Origin of the sequence: Arsukibacterium tuosuense (genome assembly GCF_900215315.1) — a bacterium.
GTDB classification, from domain to species: Bacteria; Pseudomonadota; Gammaproteobacteria; order Enterobacterales; family Alteromonadaceae; genus Alishewanella; species Alishewanella tuosuense.
This window is the reverse complement of record NZ_OBEB01000004.1, coordinates 335,219-355,504: the sequence shown is the minus strand read 5'-3', so window position 1 is coordinate 355,504 and position 20,286 is coordinate 335,219. Positions and strand designations below refer to the sequence as shown.

At 53.1% G+C, this 20,286-nt stretch carries 18 protein-coding genes; all 18 read right to left on the bottom strand.

Annotation, left to right across the window (positions count from 1 at the left end; genetic code table 11):
- Positions 1-5: 5 nt before the first annotated feature.
- The 18 genes from CRO03_RS10570 to CRO03_RS10490 are packed head-to-tail and all read right to left on the bottom strand — an operon-like array spanning position 6 to position 20,167.
- Positions 6-1,583 carry a general secretion pathway protein GspF gene (locus CRO03_RS10570; protein WP_097111594.1) on the bottom strand — a complete coding sequence of 526 codons (1,578 nt, stop codon included), beginning with the start codon at positions 1,581-1,583 and terminating at the stop codon, positions 6-8.
- A gap of 40 nt (positions 1,584-1,623) precedes the next feature.
- Complete coding sequence (locus CRO03_RS10565) at positions 1,624-4,044, bottom strand: LamG domain-containing protein (protein ID WP_097111593.1); 2,421 nt, start codon at positions 4,042-4,044, stop codon at positions 1,624-1,626.
- A gap of 2 nt (positions 4,045-4,046) precedes the next feature.
- On the bottom strand, positions 4,047-5,255 hold the full coding sequence (locus CRO03_RS10560) for a hypothetical protein (protein WP_097111592.1): 1,209 nt from the start codon (positions 5,253-5,255) through the stop codon (positions 4,047-4,049).
- A gap of 17 nt (positions 5,256-5,272) precedes the next feature.
- The gene (locus tag CRO03_RS10555; protein ID WP_097111591.1) at positions 5,273-6,202 is read right to left on the bottom strand and encodes an AgmX/PglI C-terminal domain-containing protein; all 930 of its coding nucleotides are present in this window, start codon (positions 6,200-6,202) and stop codon (positions 5,273-5,275) included.
- Positions 6,199-6,723 (bottom strand): ExbD/TolR family protein, encoded by a 525-nt coding sequence (locus tag CRO03_RS10550; RefSeq protein ID WP_097111590.1) that lies wholly within the window; start codon positions 6,721-6,723, stop codon positions 6,199-6,201. The genes CRO03_RS10555 and CRO03_RS10550 overlap by 4 nt, the downstream gene beginning before the upstream one ends.
- Positions 6,720-7,244: a biopolymer transporter ExbD gene (locus CRO03_RS10545; RefSeq protein ID WP_097111589.1), complete on the bottom strand. Its 525-nt coding sequence runs from the start codon at positions 7,242-7,244 to the stop codon at positions 6,720-6,722. Before CRO03_RS10545 ends, CRO03_RS10550 begins: the two co-directional genes overlap by 4 nt.
- Positions 7,228-7,887, bottom strand: coding sequence for a MotA/TolQ/ExbB proton channel family protein (locus tag CRO03_RS10540; protein ID WP_097111588.1), 660 nt, complete (start codon positions 7,885-7,887; stop codon positions 7,228-7,230). Before CRO03_RS10540 ends, CRO03_RS10545 begins: the two co-directional genes overlap by 17 nt.
- Positions 7,888-7,899: 12 nt before the next feature.
- On the bottom strand, positions 7,900-8,295 hold the full coding sequence (locus CRO03_RS10535) for a hypothetical protein (RefSeq protein WP_097111587.1): 396 nt from the start codon (positions 8,293-8,295) through the stop codon (positions 7,900-7,902).
- Positions 8,296-8,298: 3 nt separating this feature from the next.
- Entirely contained in the window at positions 8,299-9,039 is a 741-nt protein-coding gene (locus tag CRO03_RS10530; protein ID WP_170948992.1) for a tetratricopeptide repeat protein, read from the bottom strand.
- The gene (locus CRO03_RS18395) at positions 9,026-11,902 is read right to left on the bottom strand and encodes a tetratricopeptide repeat protein (protein WP_141397745.1); all 2,877 of its coding nucleotides are present in this window, start codon (positions 11,900-11,902) and stop codon (positions 9,026-9,028) included. The genes CRO03_RS10530 and CRO03_RS18395 overlap by 14 nt, the downstream gene beginning before the upstream one ends.
- Positions 11,902-13,800: a hypothetical protein gene (locus CRO03_RS10525; protein ID WP_097111585.1), complete on the bottom strand. Its 1,899-nt coding sequence runs from the start codon at positions 13,798-13,800 to the stop codon at positions 11,902-11,904. Before CRO03_RS10525 ends, CRO03_RS18395 begins: the two co-directional genes overlap by 1 nt.
- A complete protein-coding gene (locus CRO03_RS10520; RefSeq protein ID WP_097111584.1) occupies positions 13,800-14,336 on the bottom strand; it encodes an AraC family transcriptional regulator in 537 nt (178 codons plus the stop codon). The genes CRO03_RS10525 and CRO03_RS10520 overlap by 1 nt, the downstream gene beginning before the upstream one ends.
- Before the next feature lie 12 nt (positions 14,337-14,348).
- A complete protein-coding gene (locus CRO03_RS10515) occupies positions 14,349-15,488 on the bottom strand; it encodes a DUF3570 domain-containing protein (protein WP_245861595.1) in 1,140 nt (379 codons plus the stop codon).
- Positions 15,475-15,723, bottom strand: coding sequence for a DUF4266 domain-containing protein (locus CRO03_RS10510; RefSeq protein ID WP_097111582.1), 249 nt, complete (start codon positions 15,721-15,723; stop codon positions 15,475-15,477). The genes CRO03_RS10515 and CRO03_RS10510 overlap by 14 nt, the downstream gene beginning before the upstream one ends.
- Complete coding sequence (locus tag CRO03_RS10505; RefSeq protein WP_097111581.1) at positions 15,689-16,198, bottom strand: TlpA family protein disulfide reductase; 510 nt, start codon at positions 16,196-16,198, stop codon at positions 15,689-15,691. Before CRO03_RS10505 ends, CRO03_RS10510 begins: the two co-directional genes overlap by 35 nt.
- Before the next feature lie 16 nt (positions 16,199-16,214).
- On the bottom strand, positions 16,215-16,856 hold the full coding sequence (locus tag CRO03_RS10500) for an outer membrane beta-barrel domain-containing protein (RefSeq protein ID WP_097111580.1): 642 nt from the start codon (positions 16,854-16,856) through the stop codon (positions 16,215-16,217).
- The gene (locus CRO03_RS10495) at positions 16,826-17,560 is read right to left on the bottom strand and encodes an SH3 domain-containing protein (protein WP_097111579.1); all 735 of its coding nucleotides are present in this window, start codon (positions 17,558-17,560) and stop codon (positions 16,826-16,828) included. Before CRO03_RS10495 ends, CRO03_RS10500 begins: the two co-directional genes overlap by 31 nt.
- Positions 17,561-20,167 carry an HzsA-related protein gene (locus CRO03_RS10490; RefSeq protein ID WP_097111578.1) on the bottom strand — a complete coding sequence of 869 codons (2,607 nt, stop codon included), beginning with the start codon at positions 20,165-20,167 and terminating at the stop codon, positions 17,561-17,563. It abuts the gene before it with no gap.
- Positions 20,168-20,286 lie beyond the last annotated feature (119 nt).

Genomic DNA, 20,286 nt, shown 5'->3' with positions numbered 1-20,286 from the left:
AACCTTTATACTATGGGCGCAAATGCCGTTAACCTGTCCTGACTGGCAGCGTTGCCCAGGCCATGAAATGGTGCGACCTCAGCCAGCCGGCCTTGCTCACCATGTAATGCCAGATAATTCAGCATAACGGTTTGCACCAGCAGGTTAACGTTATTGGCGGCCATGGAAGAGCCGGTTTCCACTGAGGCGTCCGGCCGCATAAAGCCAATTTGCTGGTGGCGGGCCTGCTCAACCGTGCTGCCTCCCAGTAGCGCAGGCCGGCCGTTCGGGTTATATACCAGAATAGCTGATGCGGCAGTTGATGAGTTATCCCCGGTCCACTCCCCTTTACCCCGGCCATTCTCACTGTCGTCAATCCGGCCGTTACTGGCAACCGAACCATCAGAGTATAAATAAATCATCAGTGGCTGGTTACGTCTGGCAGCATATTCCAGACAAGCACCAATGCAGCGACCGGCCCGCAAATCGCGAAGCTCACCAGTGCCCCGCTCGCCGGTGTGGTAGTCATAACCGCCAATCGTCACGGTGCCGGCACCGGCAAAACCATTTACCACTAATTTCATGACCGATGCCGTTTTACGAAACTCGGCATCGCTGTTAAATTCCGCACTGCTGAAAATAGCGCCTTCGCCAACGATATCGGTGTCAGCCGCCGGGTCCAGCGTTGCCGGGTTACCAAAACGATCTGCCAGATCAGCACTTTTCACGTAGCCACAACGCACCAGATCTTTAATGACATCGTCGCGGGTAACACCACTGTTTACTCTGGCCAGCTTTTTGTCACTTAAGCGCTGAATAGATTCCATTACCGCCACCGCGTCATTTTGATCGAGCAGTCCGAACAAATCACCTACGTCGACTAAACCGGTAACATCACTGGGCCGGTCAATTTTAGTCGGCCGCCACTCCGGGTTATAAAACTCGGCTGGCGCCATTGAATTAGCACCAGAGTCGGAGTTACGTGAGCCAATTAATGGCATCAGCGAGCCATTAGCGCCGGCCTTAGCAATCGCAAACATCGGGTTATGCGGGTTATTACCGGTATCATTTTCTGAGCGTGAAGGTATAACAGCACCATTGATCATAGCCTGAGTTGCCATACTGGTGCGTTCAAGAATACCGGCCAGCATTTGCGAATCGCTGTGAAAAGCCAGCCCCAGCTGATCGTTGACAAAGCCCGTTGCCGGGTCCGCCGCATTTACCGCGGTTGGCACCATATCGGCCGGCAGCCCCAGTTTGCTGTAACCCTGGGTAGACAGAAAATCGAGCTGGCCACCGGCCCCTCCAACCAGAATGTTAGAACCGGCAATGTTAGCGCCACCGGCTAAATCAAAGCAGATAAACGGAATTTTCCCGGCGCCTTCCACGTTAATGCCACACTGGTTTTTTAATAACTCCAGATCCGGCGATAAATCGGCAAAAGCCTTCGTTGGGTTGGCAAATAAGCTGAATACCGAGCCGGTCGTCAGAATACCTGCTCCAACACTCAGGCCGCAGGCAATAAAGTCGCGCCGGCTTACCGGCCGGCTATGGCAGGCGTGTAGTAAGGGCGCATCCGGATGTAGTGCTTTTTTCAATTTCATAATGGGTTAGCTCCTTTATACTCGCAAGAGTAAGCCTGCATCAGTACACCAGCATCTGGGCGCTGGCCAATACGGCAGTGCAGGCTGCTTTGGCAATGGTTTCAGTACGCTGGCTATCGCAAGCACCGTCGCACTGGCTTAGCCGGTCGATCAGATTATTCAGCTCAGCCCTGGCATCGGGGTCTGGCAGCGCTGTCAGCGGTTGTAACGGAGCAAACCGCGCCAGCAACGGACTAATCAAGGCATCACGGTTGGCCGGGCTTAACGCCTCCGCCGGGCTGGCATTAAAATTAACGGTTGGAAACCATTGGCTGCGCAGCATCGGGTCATTTATTGCCGCGTTACAATAGGCAATACCCAGCTGGGTAATTGCCATTTGTTGCGCTGAAATAAAGGTTTCAATATCACTCAGTGCCGGCAGCTGACGGGTGATTGTCTGATAGGTATTGGCTATGGCAGGAGAGGCCTGCGATACGCCGGTTAATTCGCTCATACTGGCATGGATAGCAGCAAAAGGCCGGATGCCAATGTCACTGCTATTAGTGTTAGCCTGACTAACCTGCTGAGCCGGAAAAGCCGGCTGGCTTCGTACATTGCTGTACTGGCCTATCTGCCCAAAAGACAAGAAGAATTCATCGCTGGCAGCGCCTGCCTCAGCAGCAATAATGGTACCCAGTTCTGACATAGGTACGGCTTCGCTCAGGTTAGTGCCGCTGGCAAAGTTGAAATCCTGACGGATCCAGGCCTGACCTGAATTCACTTCCCGGCCATTAATTGCCAACGCCATGTCACTGATCTCCAGGTTGGCCGGCAGTGCAGCGTCATCCAGATTAATCAGGTAAGGCTGACTAAACAGGTACGAATAATTGTCAAATTGCGCCACTTCAAACACAATATAACTCTGCGGCAGGTCAATTAAATGACCAATTGCAAAGGGCAGATAAAACTTCTGGCCAACCCCGATACTGAAATTCTGGGCAATTTGCGCCGGGCTTAGCGCCCGGTTGTGGATAGCCAGTAACCGGATGCTACCCTGCCATTGCCGGCTACCATCCGCTTCATTACCCAGCATCAGCGCAAAACTGTCATCCCAGCTGCTAATTGCTGCAGGCTCGCTCTGCACACCGCTGTCTTCGCCGTTAACGTAAATACGCTGGCCATTTACCGGGTCCTGGGTCAGCACCACGTGCTGCAAACTGGCTTGCAGTAATTCATCGGCATCGGCAGTGCTCAGCGCAGGCATCCCGGCAAAATCACTGTTGGCGCTACGCAGTAAAAAGTCGTAGTTATACTGGCTCTGGCCCAGGGTAAAATTACGGCTGATGGCACTACCGGCATAACTGACTATCGCTGCCGGCCCTTCCTGCACCACATTTGCCGGGATTACCCAGGCTTCAATGCTCATCTCACCGGTGGCACCAATCAGCGAGGCAAGCTTGGCGCTGCTCAGCGTGCTGGCTTGCGCCCGGCCACTGTTAATCTGCAAGCCCCAACCGGTCAACCAGGCAAAGTCGCCCTGCAACGTCAGGTTAGCAGCAGGCTCAACCCCGGAGGTATCAAATGCCTGATTACCCTGGCCCTCTTTAAACTGGTAAAAAGCAATCTGGTTGCTCTCAAAACGGCCGCCACTGGATGCAACAACACCATCTTCTAAGCGTAACGCTTTGGAGGGCACTAACTGCGGGTCCAGCTCAGTCACCGGAACTGCCTCACTTATTGCCACAACGGCGGCCAGCATTGCCGCCGCATCGTTACTGCAATCTGACCAGCAGTTATGAAACTCGCCACCCAGGCGGGCCACCAGTCTGGATAACTCCGGCCGGTCCAGATTGATTAAATTACGGCTGGCCTGGTACGCTGTATCGACATCGCCGGCAGCGAAAAACGGAGCCTGGGCCACAGCGACATCCGGGGCATGACAATTAGCACAATATTGGCGCAGCAATGGATAAACTTCTGCCGCAAATAGGCCCGGACTTTCCGGCAACGCTTTACTGGCACCGGGGTCGCGGATCACCGGCGCGACCAGTGCAACTGCGGCCTGCTCTGCATCAGTGGTATTACCCCAGTTGCGTAACCACTGGCTAATCGTGTCGGCGCAGGCCGTGTTGCTGCTGAGCCAGCAGTTATGGCCACCGGCAACTTTCTGCACCATGACTGATTGCGCCGGATCAGCTAAATTAACCAGTGGTAATACTGCGGCATACGCCTGATTAATGTCATCGCGTCTGACAAAAAACGGTGCTGTGTTCCCTTGCTGGTGGCAACTACCGCAACGGTTATCAGCCACCAGATTGTCCCACAGGTTTAATTTAAATTGTTGTATATCATCAGTTTGTGGCGCAGGGCCATTATAGTTAGTCGAGTTATCCTGCACCGGCGGTGGTGGGTTCTGTTCCACCTCAGCGCCACCGCAACCTATCAGCAAGATACTAAGCACAACCAGTAGCAAAGATCTCATGGTTACTCTCCCATACAGTAAGTGGCGGTGTCGGCGAACACCTGTTTTAAGTTATAACCGCTCTGGCTGAACCGCTCGGTGGTTTGCTGAATAAGATTGACATCCGCCAGGGTCTCAGCCGGGCGCAGGCAGGTTGTTTTAAACGCTTTTTTCACCTGACACTGGGCAAATGCGACCGAGTGGGCTAACTCCTGGCCTAAGCTTTTTGCGCCCTGGCCCTCACCCGGCAAGCTGTTATCCCAGCCCAATGCCTGATTGCGGCCTTCACGCCAGTAGTTTTGCCAGTGATCATCCTCTGTTTTATAGCCGAACGGGAAATTACCGGCGTTGATATGATATTTCGGCTGAACCCGGCTGCCGGTCTGGCTGTTGGTACTGCCCGTTTCCTGGTAGAACAGCTGGCCATTGTCACCATTCTCGTCAGTGAACTGATAGTCGTAATAAGCAAAAGCCTGCGCTAACGGGTCCATACCGGCATGACAGCCGATACAGCGATTATGAAAAATCCGGCTGTCACCACCGGGACTGCGGCTGACATCCTGCCGGATCCGATCTGCCGTGGTAGTGCTGTCTTTTAAGGGCTCTAAATCGGTGCACAACTGGCTCATCAGAGTGAAGCGCAACATCGCCCTGTTTGTGCCAAGATAGAAAAACGCCTTGGCACCTGCCCGGCTGGTCATCACACCGGCACTGGCTTCTGCCGGGATCCCCAGCAAGCTACTTTGTGCCCGGGGTTCCAGGTATTGTTGCAAATCTATACCTTGTTGATCCAATGCCAGATAGTGCGCATTATTATTGGCTGCGTACGGCGGCAGGCCTAAACTGTCAGCCCCGACATACAGCACATCGGTTTGCAAAATCTGCCGAAAATCGGCATCGTCCCGCACCAGGCCAATAATGGTCGCGCTATAATCATTCAGCGGCTCAAAAATATCCAAATCACGGTTAGTGGCCGGGGCCGCAAATAATTTTAACGTAGTGCGGTAAAAGTCCGGATGTTGCATCGCGAGATCCGCTGCACCGTGTTCATTCCCCTGGGCTATCAGATCAGCCATCTGTTGCAACGTCACTGCATCGGCTGGCACCCCAGCCAGGCGATCGTGCAGCCGTTTAGCCTGTTCCAGTGGCCCGGCAGACAGGGCGCCACTATACAAGACGGCAAAGGCGGCAACCAGCAGGCCTGGTAACAGCGACTTTATATAGTTATGCATATTTCTCTCCTGCCCGGCTAGCCGGGTAAAAACGCGATTGTCCACTTCGAACGGGTCGGCAAAACATCTGCCGCGCCGAAATTAACGGCCTGTAAGCGCAGTTGTAACTGCCGCTCCAGTCGCTCGTCATTTAATTCACTTTCAACGATATTCACCTGCTGCAAGCTGCCATCCGGGTTAATGATCAGCTCAAATACAACCTTGCCTTTCAGCAACGGGTTGGCACGTAACGCCCGGTTGTAGAGGGTATATAAACTACTTTTATTGGCTTCCAGTGTTTGCCGGATACTGGCTTCTGAACGTCCGCCCTGGCTTGCCGGGTCATTATCTGAGCCGCGGCCTGTGTTAGCTGAGACAGGTGCCGACGACGCCAGCCCACGCAGGCTGGCATCTGCCAGAGTGGTGCTTTCTGCCCGGTTTAAATCGGCTCTGGCAACGTCAGCGCTGACGGCGGCAGCCGCTTTCGCCGCCGTTTTTGCCAGCTCAGGGTTAGCGATAACTTCCGGTTCAGGCGCGGCGGCGCTTTGCTGGCCGTCACGTTGCAACTGTGGCGCCTGTTGATTAACGGTAAAAGTCTGGCGCAGCGCCGCAAGTTCATCCTGCATAGCCAGTAACCCGGCCTCTTGCGCCTGGGCACGAGCCTGCTCCGTCGTTACCGGGCTGGCTTCCACGACCTGTTGCTCAGGCTCAGGTTCTGGTTCTGGCTCGGGTTCAGGTTCCGGCAGCACTATCGGTTCTGGCGGGGTAATTTCCCGCTCTTCAAGCATTACCCGCGCCAGTTGCGGCGGCAATTGTTCAAGTTGCGCCCGGCTGCGCTCAGGTACCTGATAAAGTGGCACCACTATCGACAATACGACCAACAATAACAAACCGCCAATAACGACCTTGCTGAAAAACTGATCTTCCTGTTGCCAGTTTGCGCTGGCGTCTAAGCTCAGCGTTGTCATGGCTTCGCCTCCAGGGCACTGCTGCGCTGCTCTACTGCCAGCGATACATCCCGGTACTCAGTGGCGGCACAGATTGCCATTAACCGACGTAATACCGCATATGATGTCGCAGCATCGGCCAGAATAGTCAGCGGCCGGCCCACAGCTTGTTGCTCTGCCGGCAGTGGCGCTGCCCGACTGGCCAGATACTGCAATTCCTGCTGTACCGCTGTAGTCAATGCTTCCTGCCACAGCTCCGGTGCTTGTTGCCAATCGCCACGCCAGACCGGTTTGCCTTGCACTAATACGCCGTTGCCTGTCACCGTGAGCAGCACCTGCTCCCGGGGCAATTGTTCTGAAACGGATTGCGGCAGACTCATGTCTTTATTGCTGGGCAACACCACCACATCAGATTGATTCACCATCAGGAAAAAGACCAGAATGGTAAAAATATCCATCAGCGCTACCAGATTTAACTTAGAGCTTTGGGCCAGCCGCTGATTCTGCTTCAACATTCGTTTCGCTCGGAATGACTGCTTCATTCAGGGCCCTCACTGTCGTCGGCGGGTAACTGGCCCAGTGAAATTAACGGAAACAATTCTGCATCCACCACTGAGGCAGCTACTACCGTTTTAAAAGCGCGCACGGTGTCCATCGCGCTAACCAGCGTCTGATAATCCAGGGTTTCCGGCGCCAGAATGCTGATATCCCGCTTTTCTATTTGCTGCTGTTGCCAGGTCAGCTTTAAATCCTGTAAAAATGCTGATAACGCGGCAAAGTCAGGTTGGCCCTGCTCGTTGTGGCTGAACTCACGCAGTAACTGACCTGCCGGGTAATTCAGCCGCAGCCGATCGTCCCGCATTTCCAACTCCAGAGTTTGCGGATTGTCCTGCTCTTGCTGCATTAACTGCTCAGTTTGCGCCGGCAGCTGAATATTCAGCACCCTTATCTGGGTAAACACCAGACTGAGCAACAAAACCGGTACCAATACAATCATCAGATTCATAAAGGAGGTAATGTCGAGCTCGGCCTCGTTCTGACTGATTTTATGCTTTCTGATCATCCCGGCCACCCGCAAAACGTTGTCCGATACTGTTCATTAGCTTAATGCCGGCCATTTCCATGGTATCAACAATACTGGCCGTCTTGCTTTGCAATAAAGCGTGCACAAACACCAGCGGTATTGCGGTCATTAAGCCAAAAGCGGTGGTGTTCATGGCCACAGAAATACTGGATGACAGCAAACTGGCCTTTTCTGACGGATCAGCATTGGCTACGGCAGAGAAGGCCGCGATTAAACCAACGATGGTGCCAAGTAAGCCCAGCAACGTCGCTACATTCGCCAGCGTTGCTAAAAACGGCGTGCGCTTTTGCAGGCGCAGGCTGTATTCCAGTACCACCTCTTCCATCGCATATTCCATATCTTCGCGCCGGTGCGACGAGGTTAAGCGGTTTACCCCACTGGCCAGCATTAAACTCAGCGGGGTCTGGTTACTGTCAGCCTGTTGTAAAATGGCTTTGGTATCAGCCGCCGCTATCGCAGGCTGCAGCTCACGATAGGCGCGCTGATTACTGGCATAAACCGAGCGTAAAAACCACCAGCGCTCTATGGTAATGGCAATACCCAGGATCAGAATAAAAGCGATAGGAAATATAAAGTAGCCGCCTTCCTGCAAAAACCGCACTATGCTGTTAACGAAATCCATACTGTAAACCTCTTAATTATTTTTTGATGATGCTGTAGCGACAGGTTGCTGGTTTAGCGACTGTGCCTCAATAAAACGTAAAAATTGCTGGCGGTCCAGCGGCTTTAATGGCTCCGGCGCCGGATTAATCTCCGGCGCCGGAATACGAATTTGAGCAATACTGTCCTGCCACGGTAAAACATATAAGGTTCGTGGCTGCTCCTGATTACCACTGATAGTGGTACTGATATCAACCTGCACCGTGGCAGCAGGTTGGCGCATAGCAGCCATATTTTCTGGCATTGCCGGCCCAGCTTGCCTGGCTGGCGCATCCGGCTCAGCCTGCTGCGCCTGAGCCTGCTGCGTCTGACAAACCCCGGCCAGCAACAACAGGCTCAGGCTCAATCCTTTAATAGTGAACTGATCCATCTGTTACTCCTGTTGCTCAAGTAAACTCAACCAGGCTTCAGCCATTGGATCGGCCGTCAGTTGCTGATATTGCTGATAGTGGTATCGGGCTTGCTCGGGCTGCGCCAGGTAGAGCTCGTATAGAAAACCCAGATTTTTATGGCCACTGGCAAAATCGTTGTTTTGGGCCAGCGCGTCCAGCCAGTAGCGCCGGGCCTGATTAAAGTTACCGGCCTGACGGGCCATTATTGCCAGTAAGTTTGCCGCTTCAATATAATCTGGCTGCCGCTCAAGCAGCGCAGTTAACTGCTGCTGGGCCAGTGCAGTTTGTTGCAATTGCCAGTAACACATAGCCAGATTGTAATGAATACCCGCGGCATCTTGCAGGCGCTGCGCTAACGGCTCCAGCAAAGTTAATGCCTGCTGATAGTCTTCGCTGCGCATCAACTCTGCCGCCTGCTGAAACTGCGCCTGCTGCTCAGGCTGCAGTACCGGTTTAGCCAGAACCGGCGCCGCGCTGCTGGCTGTTACAGCGGCCTGCTCTGCGGTTGCTGCTTGCTCAGCCTGGTTTTTTTCTGGCTGTTGTTGCTTGGTGACAGGTGGCGTGTCCGCCACTTGTGAGCTGTCCTCGGTGGACAACTGAGCACAATGACTTAACGACAATGCCAGCAGCAAGGCACTAATACACCGCAAAAAATTAAAACGCCCTGTTATTTTGGCAGGCATCTCAGGCAACCTTCGTATGTGGCGGTTAGTAAGCTTCATCAGCCAGCTCCAGATAAACTTCAGGTTTGCGGTAACGGGCCGGAAATAACTCCGCCAATTTATTAAAGCTTGCTGCAACCCACTGGTCATACAGCGGCTGCACCACCAGCGCAGCATTTTGCTGATATATCTCTATTGCCAGCTCTTCAAACGGATACGCCTGCTCTTCTAACAGCAACTCATATTGTTCCAGAGCCAATGGATCCAGGCCTTTTGGCCGCTCCGAATTTAGCAGCGCACTGGCCATCTGTTGATATAAACTGGCGACCTGATACTGCGCCTGACTATAAAAATCAGCGACCTGCCAGCTCATACTGGTTTGCAACAGCGTAATAGCAGCCGCCATATGGGTTTGCTTTTTCTTTAAATTATCTCGCAGTGGCTGGCGCAGTGAAACGCCATTAAAGAGTCCGCTGTTATGCAGCCCCAGTTGTAATGCCGCATCAGCGGCGAGATAGCGGGTGCGTTCGCTGCCGCTATCTGGCTGGTCTGCATTTTGTTGATCAGCACGTTGCTGTTCAGCAGTGACAATGCGTTGATACCAGAAATTACGCCGGCTGACATCGTTCTGCGCCTGATACAGTTGTACCAACCTGGCCCGGGCTTCCTGTGCCGGTAAATGTGGCTCAGTATATTGATTGGCATAGCTGCGATAAGCCAGCCGGGCCGCTTCACTATTGCCGGCTTGCCAGTAATATCCTGCCGCTTTGTACAATAATGCTTGCTGCTCAGCGCCTGTGGGCAACTGCGCTACTTGCTGGCTGATTAAATCGGCAGCACGTTGCCAGTCCTCTAACTGCTCGTAGCTATTTAACATAGCCGTGGTAATTGCCGGCTGTTCAGCGCTGTCCGGATAGCGCTGCTGGTAGGTTTGCATCAGCCTGATTGCTTCGGGCAGGTCCTGCTGTTCAAGCTGCAGACTGATTTGCTGATAAGCCGCACTTTGATGGTATTCCGATTCCGGCAGATTTAATAAGCGCTGCAAATGAGCCAGCTGCGCACTAACAGTTAAGCCCGTTTGCTGCGCCTGCTGATAAACCGCAGAGGCCAGTTGCTGGCTGAGTAACTGCCGCCTTTCTGTCGCAACAGTGCTGTCATCGGCCTGATAAATACTCAGCAGATGCTGGATGCTTTGTTCTGCCTGCGCATAATCGCCTACAGCCAGTTCAGTCTGGCTGACAATAAATAAAGCTTCGTTCACCAGCTGTGGTTTACTGTCCTGTGGATGCGGCCAGTCTGTGACCCGGCTGGCATAGCTTACAATCTCTGAATACGCCTGTTGCTGATAAAGCTCGGTCAGCTGATTTAACGCCACCTGTTGTGCTGCCGGGTGGCGACTGTGCCAGCGGACAAACTGCTGTTGCTGCTGCCACCATATATCCGCTGCTGCCCCACTGGCACCGGTTGCAGTGGCTAACGCTTCACTTAGCAGCAGCGCCCGGTAGGCTGCTTGCTCCGCAGTAAAGCTGCGGGCGTTTAGTTCTGTTGTGGGATAACCCAGTTGCTGATACGCGTCCAGTGCGGCCTCTTGTTCACCACTGCCTGCCAGTGCCTCTGCCAGCAAATAGCGCACATCATCTGCCAACAGCAAACTATCGTCGCTCTGCTCCGGCGCTAACAGCGGCTGCACCAGTAGCAGTTGCTGCCAGTATTGCACCAGTCTGGCAAACTGCGCTGGCTTGTCTTCCCCGCTGGCTTGCTGCGCCTGCTGATAACCCTTGCGACCGAAATAATCGAGATACTGGGCTAATTGCGGTGCCAGTTCAGCCTGTTCTGTTGGTCGGGCTTGTTGCCAGAACGCCGTTGCCGGGCCAAACAGCTGGATAAACTCCTGCTGGGCCAGCTCGGCGTTGTCAGCTTCTGCATAATCCAGGTGGTATTGCACCAATTGCAGTTGCATGCGGGCGGCTTCAATAGCCAGTGGCTGATAAGCAATAAACAGCCGGTAACTCTGCAGCGCCGCCTGATTTAACTCTTTTTCAAATAAAAAGTCGGCCAGAGCCTGAAACAATGCCGCCTGGTAGGGTAGCGGTCGCTGCTCTGGCGGTCCGTCACGATAATCTGCCCGTTTCAGCAGCGCCAGTAAACTCGCTGCCTGCTGCTGATAACTGAGTGAAATACTTAGTATTCGCTGCAACTCCTGCCGCAGACTTTGTTGCTGATCTTCACTCAGCCGCTGATGATAGGTTAAATCGAGCGCCTTTAAAAAGGCATCATCAGCAGACGGGTATTGCTGCAGCTGAAAATGACTCCAGCCTGCCATATACAACGCATGCTGACTCAGCTCTGGCCCTGCCAGACTTAACACCTGTTCAAAAGCACTGAGCGCTTCAGGATAACTGGCCCGACTGTAATAAATATCACCCACCCTGAACCAGAGTTCGGCCGCAAAATCGCTTTGTGGATAGTGCTGCAGCAGCTGCTGCATCTGGTGTTGTGCAGCCTGGCTGTCGCCAGTCAGGTCAAGCGCCCGTGCTAGCTGATAATGGATAAGTTCGTTGTTAGGATCGTCCGGAAACTGCTGTAACAAGTCCCGGTATTGTGCAATCAACTGCGCTAAGGCCTGCTGTTCCTGTTCCGGCCCAAGCTCGCTTAACTCAAGTTGCCGGGTATTCAGTTGCGACAAGCGATAAAGTACTTTTTGGCGCACGTCTAAGGCCGGGGCAAGTGCCAGCAACTCCTGATATACCTGCTGCAACTGTGCGGCTGTCACCAGTTCTGGCTCAGGTAATGCCGCCGGATCAAAGGAAGCTAACTCAGCCAGAGTCTGCCGGCGCACTGTTTTATCCGGGGCAGTGCTACAGGCTGCCAGCAGGCTGAGCGTCAGCAATGAGATAACGGCATAAGGAATCTGATTGCGCATTACTGCCCCTCCTGAGTGGTCAGCAATACCTGCTCCATTACCCGGGCAATAGCCTGCGTATTTAAGCGGCGCATTTCCTGCAGTTGGGCATGTTCGGCCTGACGCAGTTGCTGCAGCCCCTGATTCAGCTGCGCCAACAGCTGTTGCTGCTGCGTCGCTAATCCGGCAGTAAACTGGTTTTCCCGGTTTGTCAGCGTCGCCAGTTGCTGTTGTTGGCTCAATAAACGCTCGGTTTTGCCATCAAGCCGGGTAAGCCGCACCAGTGCGTCGTTAATCCGGGTAAGCTCTGCAGTCAGTTGCTGCTGCTGTTTAGTCAGCTGCCAGCGACGCTCGGCACTGTTATATTGATAATGCCATTGCAAAATGCCGCGTAACCGGCTCAGACGTTCTGCTGCCTGGCTGACATCACGGCCAGCGGCAGTCAGTGCCGCCACCCGCTCTTCTGCCCTGCCAAGCATGCGTTGCAACTGAGCAAAGTGTTGTTCTGTGTCATCCAGCCACAACTGACCGGCCATCGGCTGTTGTGCTGCAGCGGCAATTAACGAGTTCAGTTGCGCGGCCTGCTGTTGCAATTGTTGCTGCTTAGCCGTTAATCCCGGCAAGGTGCTGGTCAGTAATTGTTGTTGCTGCACCAGCTTAATCTGCACCACGTCATTAAGGCGTTCAATCTGACTCAGCCGCTGCTGATGCAGCTGTTGTAATTGTTGTAACGACGCGAGCTGTTTATTTAAGCGGAATAGTGATGCTTGCTGACGCAATTGATAACGCTGCCAACCACTTAACCCGGCAGGGTCAGCCAATTGCCCAAGCTGCACAGGACTGGCATGATCGCTATTGGCAGCCAGTTGTTGCTGATAATACTGATCGGCCCAGCGATAAGCAGCCAGCGCATCTTGCTGGGCCAGGGCACGTTCAAACTGGTTGCCCAACTGATGCGCTGCCAGCCAGCTGGCCGGAGCATAGGGAAAGCGCTCAATCAGCTGTTGCAGTAACGATAGCAGGGTTGGGATTTGCCGGTTTTCCGTCAGCACATCCCGGTATAAGATCATTGCTGACAATGTCAACACACTGCTACTGGCAAACTCGCTTAGCACCTGCTGGGCATCGGCCCATTGTAATTGGTCAACCAACAGCCCGGCTTTTAGCAAATGTAAATAATCAGCCAGCGCCTCGCGCTCGGTGGCATCACTAAGTAACGGTTCTGCGGCCCCCCAACTGAAAAGCCGCTGCCAGAAACCCGCTTGCGGTTCCACCTGCAACTGCTGACTCAGTTGGCTCAGTAACGCCAGCGCCTGAGCTGGTTGCTGTTGCTGGCGTAATGCCAGAATTTGATTAATAACTACGTAAGGCAGTTCACTCTGCCCCGCCAACCGACTGAATACCTCACCCTCACTGGCCGCAGTTGCCGGCCAGTTAAGCAGTTGCTGCAGCAGCTCTGCCTGGCCGGCCAGTTCTGCCAGCGGCGGGCTAAGCTGGTTAAGATAGTAACGGGCCTGCTCAGTATGCTGTTGTTCATACTGATAACGGCTGAACTGCAGCAAAGCAATATTGCGCAGCTGCCGCGGCAGTTTGCCACTGAGCGTCTGATCATTTAATAAGCGTTTTAACAAATTGGCAGTTGCGGCCGGCATATCCAGTTGCAACAGCAACCCTGCCTGAAACAGGCTGGCTTTTGCCGGTTCATCTGCTGCCAGAGATAACTGCAACAGCGCCTGGTAGTAATCTTCCTGATAAAAATGCCAGGCCGCCAACCGGTATTGCTTTTCACTTTGTGCTAACGACCCGGCAGCTGTCGATTCCAACGCTGCAGGCTCTGCCGTTACCGGCGCTGTAGTAACAAATAGCAGTAACCACAACGCCAATACCGACGTTGCCAGTTTGCTGCCTTGAAACGGCATTATTCGTTGCCTGACCATACTTCTACACTGAAATCAGGTTGGTAATTGGCGCTGCTGTCGGTAATTTTCAACTCAAGCAGCATTGCCTCGTCAGCTTTGGTAAAACGGTGGCTGATTGCCCGGCGGTAATCTTTGTCTGCCGGGCCTTTACCAACAAATACTACGGTTAGTGTGTGTTCTCCGGCGCGGATGTTGCCTTTGTATAACGGCTGCACAGCACCGCGTGCCAGACCGGCCAGCTCATTTTCGGTGTAAAGGTGGGCGCCAATAGCGTCATCATTTAACTTCAGTTGAATACTGTCCAGCCGGAAAAAATGCCCTGCATCAACCGAAACAAATACCGCAAGTTGCGTTTGTGGCGGGAACAATAATTCCTCTTCCAGAATAAAAAGTTCCCGGTTCAGGGCAATAGCCTGCTGCTTTAACTGTTCCAGTTGCTGCTGGGCTGATTGCTCTGTTGTCGCTGCAGTTGATTGCGATGGCACTGCCAGCAACATCATGCTAAGCACTACGGATATAACAAACTGAAATCTCATGCTGCAACCCCACTAAAAGTAAACACTGAAAAAGGCCCGGTAAACATTGGCAGTTAACCGGTACAAAGGCTCGGCACCAGCCTCTGTGCCGGGGACTGTGACGTTACGAAAATTGTTATAGTTGAACCGGATATGATCCCACTCCAGATTTAACTCTGGTTTAGCGGCCGGCCACCACGACCAGCTGGCAAAGCGGTAGCTTGCCCCCACTCCAATACTCAGATTGTTGAAATCGCTCAGCTCTTTATCCCTGGCCATAAAATTCTGTTGGTCAGCAAACTCAAATAAGTCAGCATAAAACGAGGCCTGTCCCTGCTGATACCAGCGTACGTGACTATCCAGCACCCAACGCTCACCCAGCGGGTGCACATACTCCAGTTCAGCATCAAACGCCTGAATATCCCAGCTGTCCTGGTAGTGACGCAGCGAGGCCGTCAGTGCCGCCCGGTAGGGTAAATAAAACTTGTTAACTAACCCCAGTGCAAAACTGTTGCGGGTATTGGGATATATCTCAAACTGATAACCATAACCCAGCTCAGACAAGGGGTCACGAAAGCGCACACTGCGATAAGGGTTATTCAGAAACCCCTGCTCCATATCCACTTCGGCATTCAGCGCACTGATCCAGCGGGTGGTCAGCACCTGGGTAATGCCCAGGCTGTAGCTGTAGCGACGCAATTCTTCGCTGAAACTTTCATCGCCGTTACGGCCAATTTCGTCATCACCCACCGCAGCATTCAGACTTAAGGTCGTCATGCCGCCAAACGTATCGTGGGCAACGCCAAAGGATACCGACCTGGCGTTATAATCATCCTCATCACTCTGCGCGTAATTAAGCGACAAAATACTGTTTCCGGTCAGGTAATCCAGGCCAACCCGGCTTTCTATCCGGGTTTCGCTGTAGGCTGACGCCGTTGCAATCACGTCAATTGAGGCACCGGACACTGTATCGACATAATAAAAACCTGACACCGAGACCTGCTCGCCAATTTTGCTACGTAGCATCAGTGCCGGACCATCAATCGATACCCCGCCCCCCTGATAACTATGCTGCATCAGGTCAATCCGGTTATCTGGCAGCACCGCGGCACTCAGCGACGTACTGAACAACAGCACCGATAGCGCCAGTAACTGGCGCTTAGTTACAGCCACAACCGCCTCCACCACTGCCATCAGCACCCTTTGCTGCTTCCCGCGAATCCCGCACATGGGCACTGTGCTGCAACGCAACCGGATGACGGCCAAAGGCCATAATCGGGTCAGCAAGTTCTGCCCGTTCATACGGCTTAACCCACGGCTCTATACTGGCGCAGCCAGCCAGGCTGAATAACACCAGCATGGCGCTCAGCAGCTTAATTGCGCAGCAGGGTTTTAATATCATTTTCATACTTTTGCTCAAAGCCCGGTTTATAACCCCGATGCACACTGTGCACGTCACCATCCTGATTGATGATTACTGTGGTCGGCATCGCCTGCACCTGGTAACTTTCTGATACGCTGTTTTCGGTATCAAACAATATGGGGAATTCGACCCGGGTCTTGCTCAGATATTTCTGAGCGGCACTGCTGTCGGCTTCAACATTAACGCCCCACACCTGAACACCTAATGGCTGATATTTGCTGGCCAGTTTATCCAGCGCAGGCATTTCCTGAAGACAGGGACCGCACCAGCTGGCCCAGAAATTCAGCACAATAATGTCTCCCCGTTGCTCAGCCAGCCGCAGATTTACGCCGCTTAATGCTTTCAGCGTAAAATCAGGTGCTAATGCACGCTGTCCGCCACTACCAGTGTCAATGACACTGGCACTCTGGGCACTTAATGGCAGCACAGTTAACAACAAACTCAATAACAGTGTTTTCATACAACATTCCCATTATTTAAAAATAGACAGCAAAACCCAGTGCCATACTCAGGTTATGGGTCGTTTTACTTTCAGCTAAAATAGTGGTTTCAAACACATAGTCGGCCACTACCAGATCTACTGCCAGCCAATCGCTCAGATACAACCTGAACTGGCTACCGAATTTAACCGCAAAGACTTTATCGCCGGCAAAATCAACATTGCCGGCACCGGCAAATAATGACCAGCCGGTGTTGAGCGCATAATCGCTACCCAAATATACCTGGCCGGGAAGCAGCACATAGCCAAGCTCAGCACCATAGTAGTGCCACTGCCGCTCATCATCGGTTAACAGTGGCGCGGCGCCACTTAACCGCTCATAAGAGGTCAGGCCGGCTTTAGCCAGCGCGTATTCAGCACTAACATAAAAATCTTCATTAATATGATAACTAAGCTGCAATGCGGCCAGGCCGCTGGTGCCGAAATCCTCGATTGCCAATGCGCCACCACGTAATGCCACCACAAAGTTTTCAGTGTCAAGCTTTGCCGGTATCACTTCAGACTGATCTATCTGTGGCGCTATCCGGGCATCATTGTCATTACTTTGCTGAGCAACAGCCAGCGGGCTGAGCACGAGTAAAGCTCCAGCTAAAATGCCAGGCGTAATCCAATTAACCATGTATTCGTCTCTTCGTTAATATCGCGATCGGTACTGACCAGCGCTCTGCGATAACGCAGGTTAGCTTGCACCCGCTCAGTCAGCGGGTAATTTAACCCCAGTTCCATTGTTGCCAGCGGACTATTGCGCTCAGCTGTTTGTACCAGGACGGTTCGGGGCCGGGTTAGCAGCACACCACCACCAAGGGCAATATAGGGAGACAGCTGCCAATGTGGCCACGGGCTTACACTTAGTTGCAGCAAATACTGCTGGCTACTGGCTTGCTGGCCACTGCCCTGTCCCGCGCTCAGCTCCAGTGCCACCACATCTGAAAACAGATAGCTGCCACTTAACTGGTAATAACTGGTGCCGGCGAAATCACCCGCTGCCAGGCCAAGTTGCCAGTGACGCGGTCTCTGCTCTGTCTGCCACAATGCAGTGATGCTTTGTTCTGCGCCATCCGGATATAAATAGTCCAGCTCTGACGCTGCCAACCATAATTGCTGCTGACGGTACTGCACCTTTACCCAGCCGGTACGTTGTTTTAATAGCTGTAAACTGTCATTGTTCAGCGCAACTTGCACTACCGGGTAGCCACGGCCCGGCCCGGTGCGCAAGTCGATATACTCTTTCTGGACAATAACCCGCTTGCCAGCGTCAGCAACCTGTTGGGCCAGAGCAGGGGCAGCTAACAGCGCAAACAACACTAACCAGCCAGCGCGCATCTAATCAGGCTCCACAGCAAAGGGCGAGTTGTAGTATTGGCCACCCATGTCCAGCCAGTGACTGATCAGCCTTAATTCTGCTGCAGATAAATAACCCTGGTGGCTAGCGCCCTGAATGAATTGCTGAAAAAACCGCTGACTGGCCAGGGCGCTGCCAGCACGCATGCTGGCACCAATATTAACCGTCACCATCACCGGTATCGGGTCGCCATTTTCATCCAGAATTAACTCGCCATCGGCATCTGTCAGAAATAACAAATTGCCAGCGCCATCCACGGCCTGCACTAACCGGTCAACCAGCACCCCACCAATTAACTCCTGTTCATTGTCATTGCTCAGTAATTCCCGGTAACTGGTCATCTGTTCTGCCTGTAAATCTGACGCCTGCTCAGTCAGTTCCAGCTGGGCAGCGGGGACTATAGCATTGCCTGCAGCATCGGTACGGCTATGACAACTGACACAACTGTTGTCCCGCAGCAGCTCATTGGTCACCGGATCAAACTGGCGACGATCCAGTTGCCACAACGGCTGGATATGGCTCGGGTAGTCAATCCGCAACCGGCAGGCAGCCTGCCAGCTGTCAAAGCAATCAAGACCCACCGGTGGCGATGTCAGCAGATCAGCAAACTGATTCAGCTCTGCCGGGTCGGGTTCTCTTAGTGCCGGATCTGTCCACAAATCCTCAAAATCCAGTGCCGCACTTAAGGTTTGTTCGCCCAGCAACCGCGCCATGGTCTGCGCCATGGTTTCACCAGCGTTTGGCGGCAGCAACGGGTTAGTGTTGGTAAAAGAGACCGAGGCAGTGGCCGGGCCCGGATTAATCGTTGGCCATTCACCACTCAGCCGGCCATGGGGGCGGGTATTGTTGGCAGCATGACAGCCATTACAACTGAGGGTTTCGCCGGCGGCCAGGGTGATCCATTGCTGATGTTGTGGTGATACCGCCTGGCCATCACTATTCAGTAAACTCAGGGCTAATGGCACATTGGCAGGCACTTTCACCCGCACCGAACCATCAGGTTGCACTGGTGTAATGCCTACTAACTCCCGCATTAATTGCCGGCGGTTGACCCCAAATGCAAAATTGGGTACTTCACGTACCTCTTCCGGTGGAATTGGCACGCCGCGCACCAGACTTAAATACCGCACCGGTCGCTCGGCCGCACTGGTTTGCATCGGGTCTGCCAACTGGTCAATCGGTAACACCGCTTCGCCACCGATATCATAGACGCTGCGAATATCTAAAATTGCTTCGCCAGTTTGGGCTAGCTCAGGATCGGCGTCTGGGTTAGCTGGCAAAAATACGGGTCGTGGGTACTGCTGCATCACCACAGGCTCAGTCAATAATTGTTGCTCACTTCCAAGCTTAACCGGCACCTGAGTTTGCTTCGTTAAATCAAACAGCCACAAGCCAAAACGGGGACTCGCCGGCAGATATTCAGCGGGCTCATCAACCAATTCACAGCTGGTTACCTGCTCATCCACCAACACCTGGCAGGGCGACCAGCTGACAAGAAAGCGTTCAGAACCATCCTGTAACGCAAACACGCTCTGCACCGAACCAGCCGGTTCCGGCCGGGCTGAATTATCAAAATTCCATGGTAGCAGTGGGGTTTGCGCAGGTAAATTCAGTACCTCCTGATACAGCGGCTGCTCGTTGTCGCTGGCCAGCGCCAGGGCAATTTGCACTGGCATGGCATTTAAGCCATCTTGCTGGCGGCTTCGCAATAACGTCGCCACCTCGTCATTGGCCAGTACCAGAGGTTTTGTAAATTCGACCGGGCTGTTGTCTGGGCCGGTCTGATGGGAATGCCAGCCATATACCAGCTGATTTGCTGAGCCGTCCGGCCGCATCTGATACCAGTTAAACATATTACGATCGCTTTGGTTGTCCCAGCGACTGTATAAGATATGACCATCGGCCAGCACTACCGGATACAAATCATGGCTCAGGTTAAAGCTGATTTGCTCAATGCCGGTACCATCGGCATTCATGACGTGCAGATTAAAAGCCGGCCCTTGTAAGTCTTCATGTAAACCACTGTATTGCGGTTTAAATTCATCAAGTAAAATCTGCCGGGCTTTTTGCTGCCGGCTGGAGCTGAAAATAATACGACCGTCGGCCAAAAAGCCCGGGGTTACATCATGGCCCTGCTCGGCCAGCAATGGGTCAGCGATCACTGGCTCAATAGTCTCGCTGCTGCGACTGTAGCGCCAGATACTCCAACGGGGTTGCAATTCTTCAGCAACATCGGCCAGCTCAGGTGGTCGCAACGCAAATAGCAAGGTGTCACCATCAGGTGATACCACTAAGTCTTTTACGTCGTATGCTTCACTGGCAAATACCCCGGCCAGCAACTCACGCTCTGCCGACTCGGCGAAGGCGTTTTGCTTAAGAATAAGCTGCGCGCCCGGATTGAATTCCTCCGGTGCAGCCAGATTATTCTGGTAGGGATTACCGTCTTCATCCAATAAGGGTCTGGCAACGAATGCCAGTGGATATTCCTGGGCAACCGGGTCCTTTGGTTCATCTTGGACACTGATATCGGTATCACAACCAACCAGACAGTATATACAGGCCAGCAACAGTAAAGTGTGTTTAATCATTATTAGCGGTACCGGCCACCTACAGCGATGACAACATTATTAACAACGTAAATGTTAAAAAAATAGGTTTTTTAGTAAAAAACAGACGTACCAGATTAACTCTGGCTATCCGACAGGGC

Coding starts and splice junctions, on each gene's coding strand:
- CRO03_RS10540 (WP_097111588.1), bottom strand. CDS start 7,887: ATGGATTTCGTTAACAGCATAGTGCGGTTTTTGCAGGAAGGCGGCTAC.
- CRO03_RS10505 (WP_097111581.1), bottom strand. CDS start 16,198: ATGAAAACACTGTTATTGAGTTTGTTGTTAACTGTGCTGCCATTAAGT.
- CRO03_RS10565 (WP_097111593.1), bottom strand. CDS start 4,044: ATGAGATCTTTGCTACTGGTTGTGCTTAGTATCTTGCTGATAGGTTGC.
- CRO03_RS10560 (WP_097111592.1), bottom strand. CDS start 5,255: ATGCATAACTATATAAAGTCGCTGTTACCAGGCCTGCTGGTTGCCGCC.
- CRO03_RS10510 (WP_097111582.1), bottom strand. CDS start 15,723: ATGAAAATGATATTAAAACCCTGCTGCGCAATTAAGCTGCTGAGCGCC.
- CRO03_RS10490 (WP_097111578.1), bottom strand. CDS start 20,167: ATGATTAAACACACTTTACTGTTGCTGGCCTGTATATACTGTCTGGTT.
- CRO03_RS10545 (WP_097111589.1), bottom strand. CDS start 7,244: ATGATCAGAAAGCATAAAATCAGTCAGAACGAGGCCGAGCTCGACATT.
- CRO03_RS10495 (WP_097111579.1), bottom strand. CDS start 17,560: ATGCGCGCTGGCTGGTTAGTGTTGTTTGCGCTGTTAGCTGCCCCTGCT.
- CRO03_RS10500 (WP_097111580.1), bottom strand. CDS start 16,856: ATGGTTAATTGGATTACGCCTGGCATTTTAGCTGGAGCTTTACTCGTG.
- CRO03_RS18395 (WP_141397745.1), bottom strand. CDS start 11,902: ATGCGCAATCAGATTCCTTATGCCGTTATCTCATTGCTGACGCTCAGC.
- CRO03_RS10520 (WP_097111584.1), bottom strand. CDS start 14,336: ATGAGATTTCAGTTTGTTATATCCGTAGTGCTTAGCATGATGTTGCTG.
- CRO03_RS10570 (WP_097111594.1), bottom strand. CDS start 1,583: ATGAAATTGAAAAAAGCACTACATCCGGATGCGCCCTTACTACACGCC.
- CRO03_RS10535 (WP_097111587.1), bottom strand. CDS start 8,295: ATGGATCAGTTCACTATTAAAGGATTGAGCCTGAGCCTGTTGTTGCTG.
- CRO03_RS10525 (WP_097111585.1), bottom strand. CDS start 13,800: ATGCCGTTTCAAGGCAGCAAACTGGCAACGTCGGTATTGGCGTTGTGG.
- CRO03_RS10530 (WP_170948992.1), bottom strand. CDS start 9,039: ATGAAGCTTACTAACCGCCACATACGAAGGTTGCCTGAGATGCCTGCC.
- CRO03_RS10550 (WP_097111590.1), bottom strand. CDS start 6,723: ATGAAGCAGTCATTCCGAGCGAAACGAATGTTGAAGCAGAATCAGCGG.
- CRO03_RS10555 (WP_097111591.1), bottom strand. CDS start 6,202: ATGACAACGCTGAGCTTAGACGCCAGCGCAAACTGGCAACAGGAAGAT.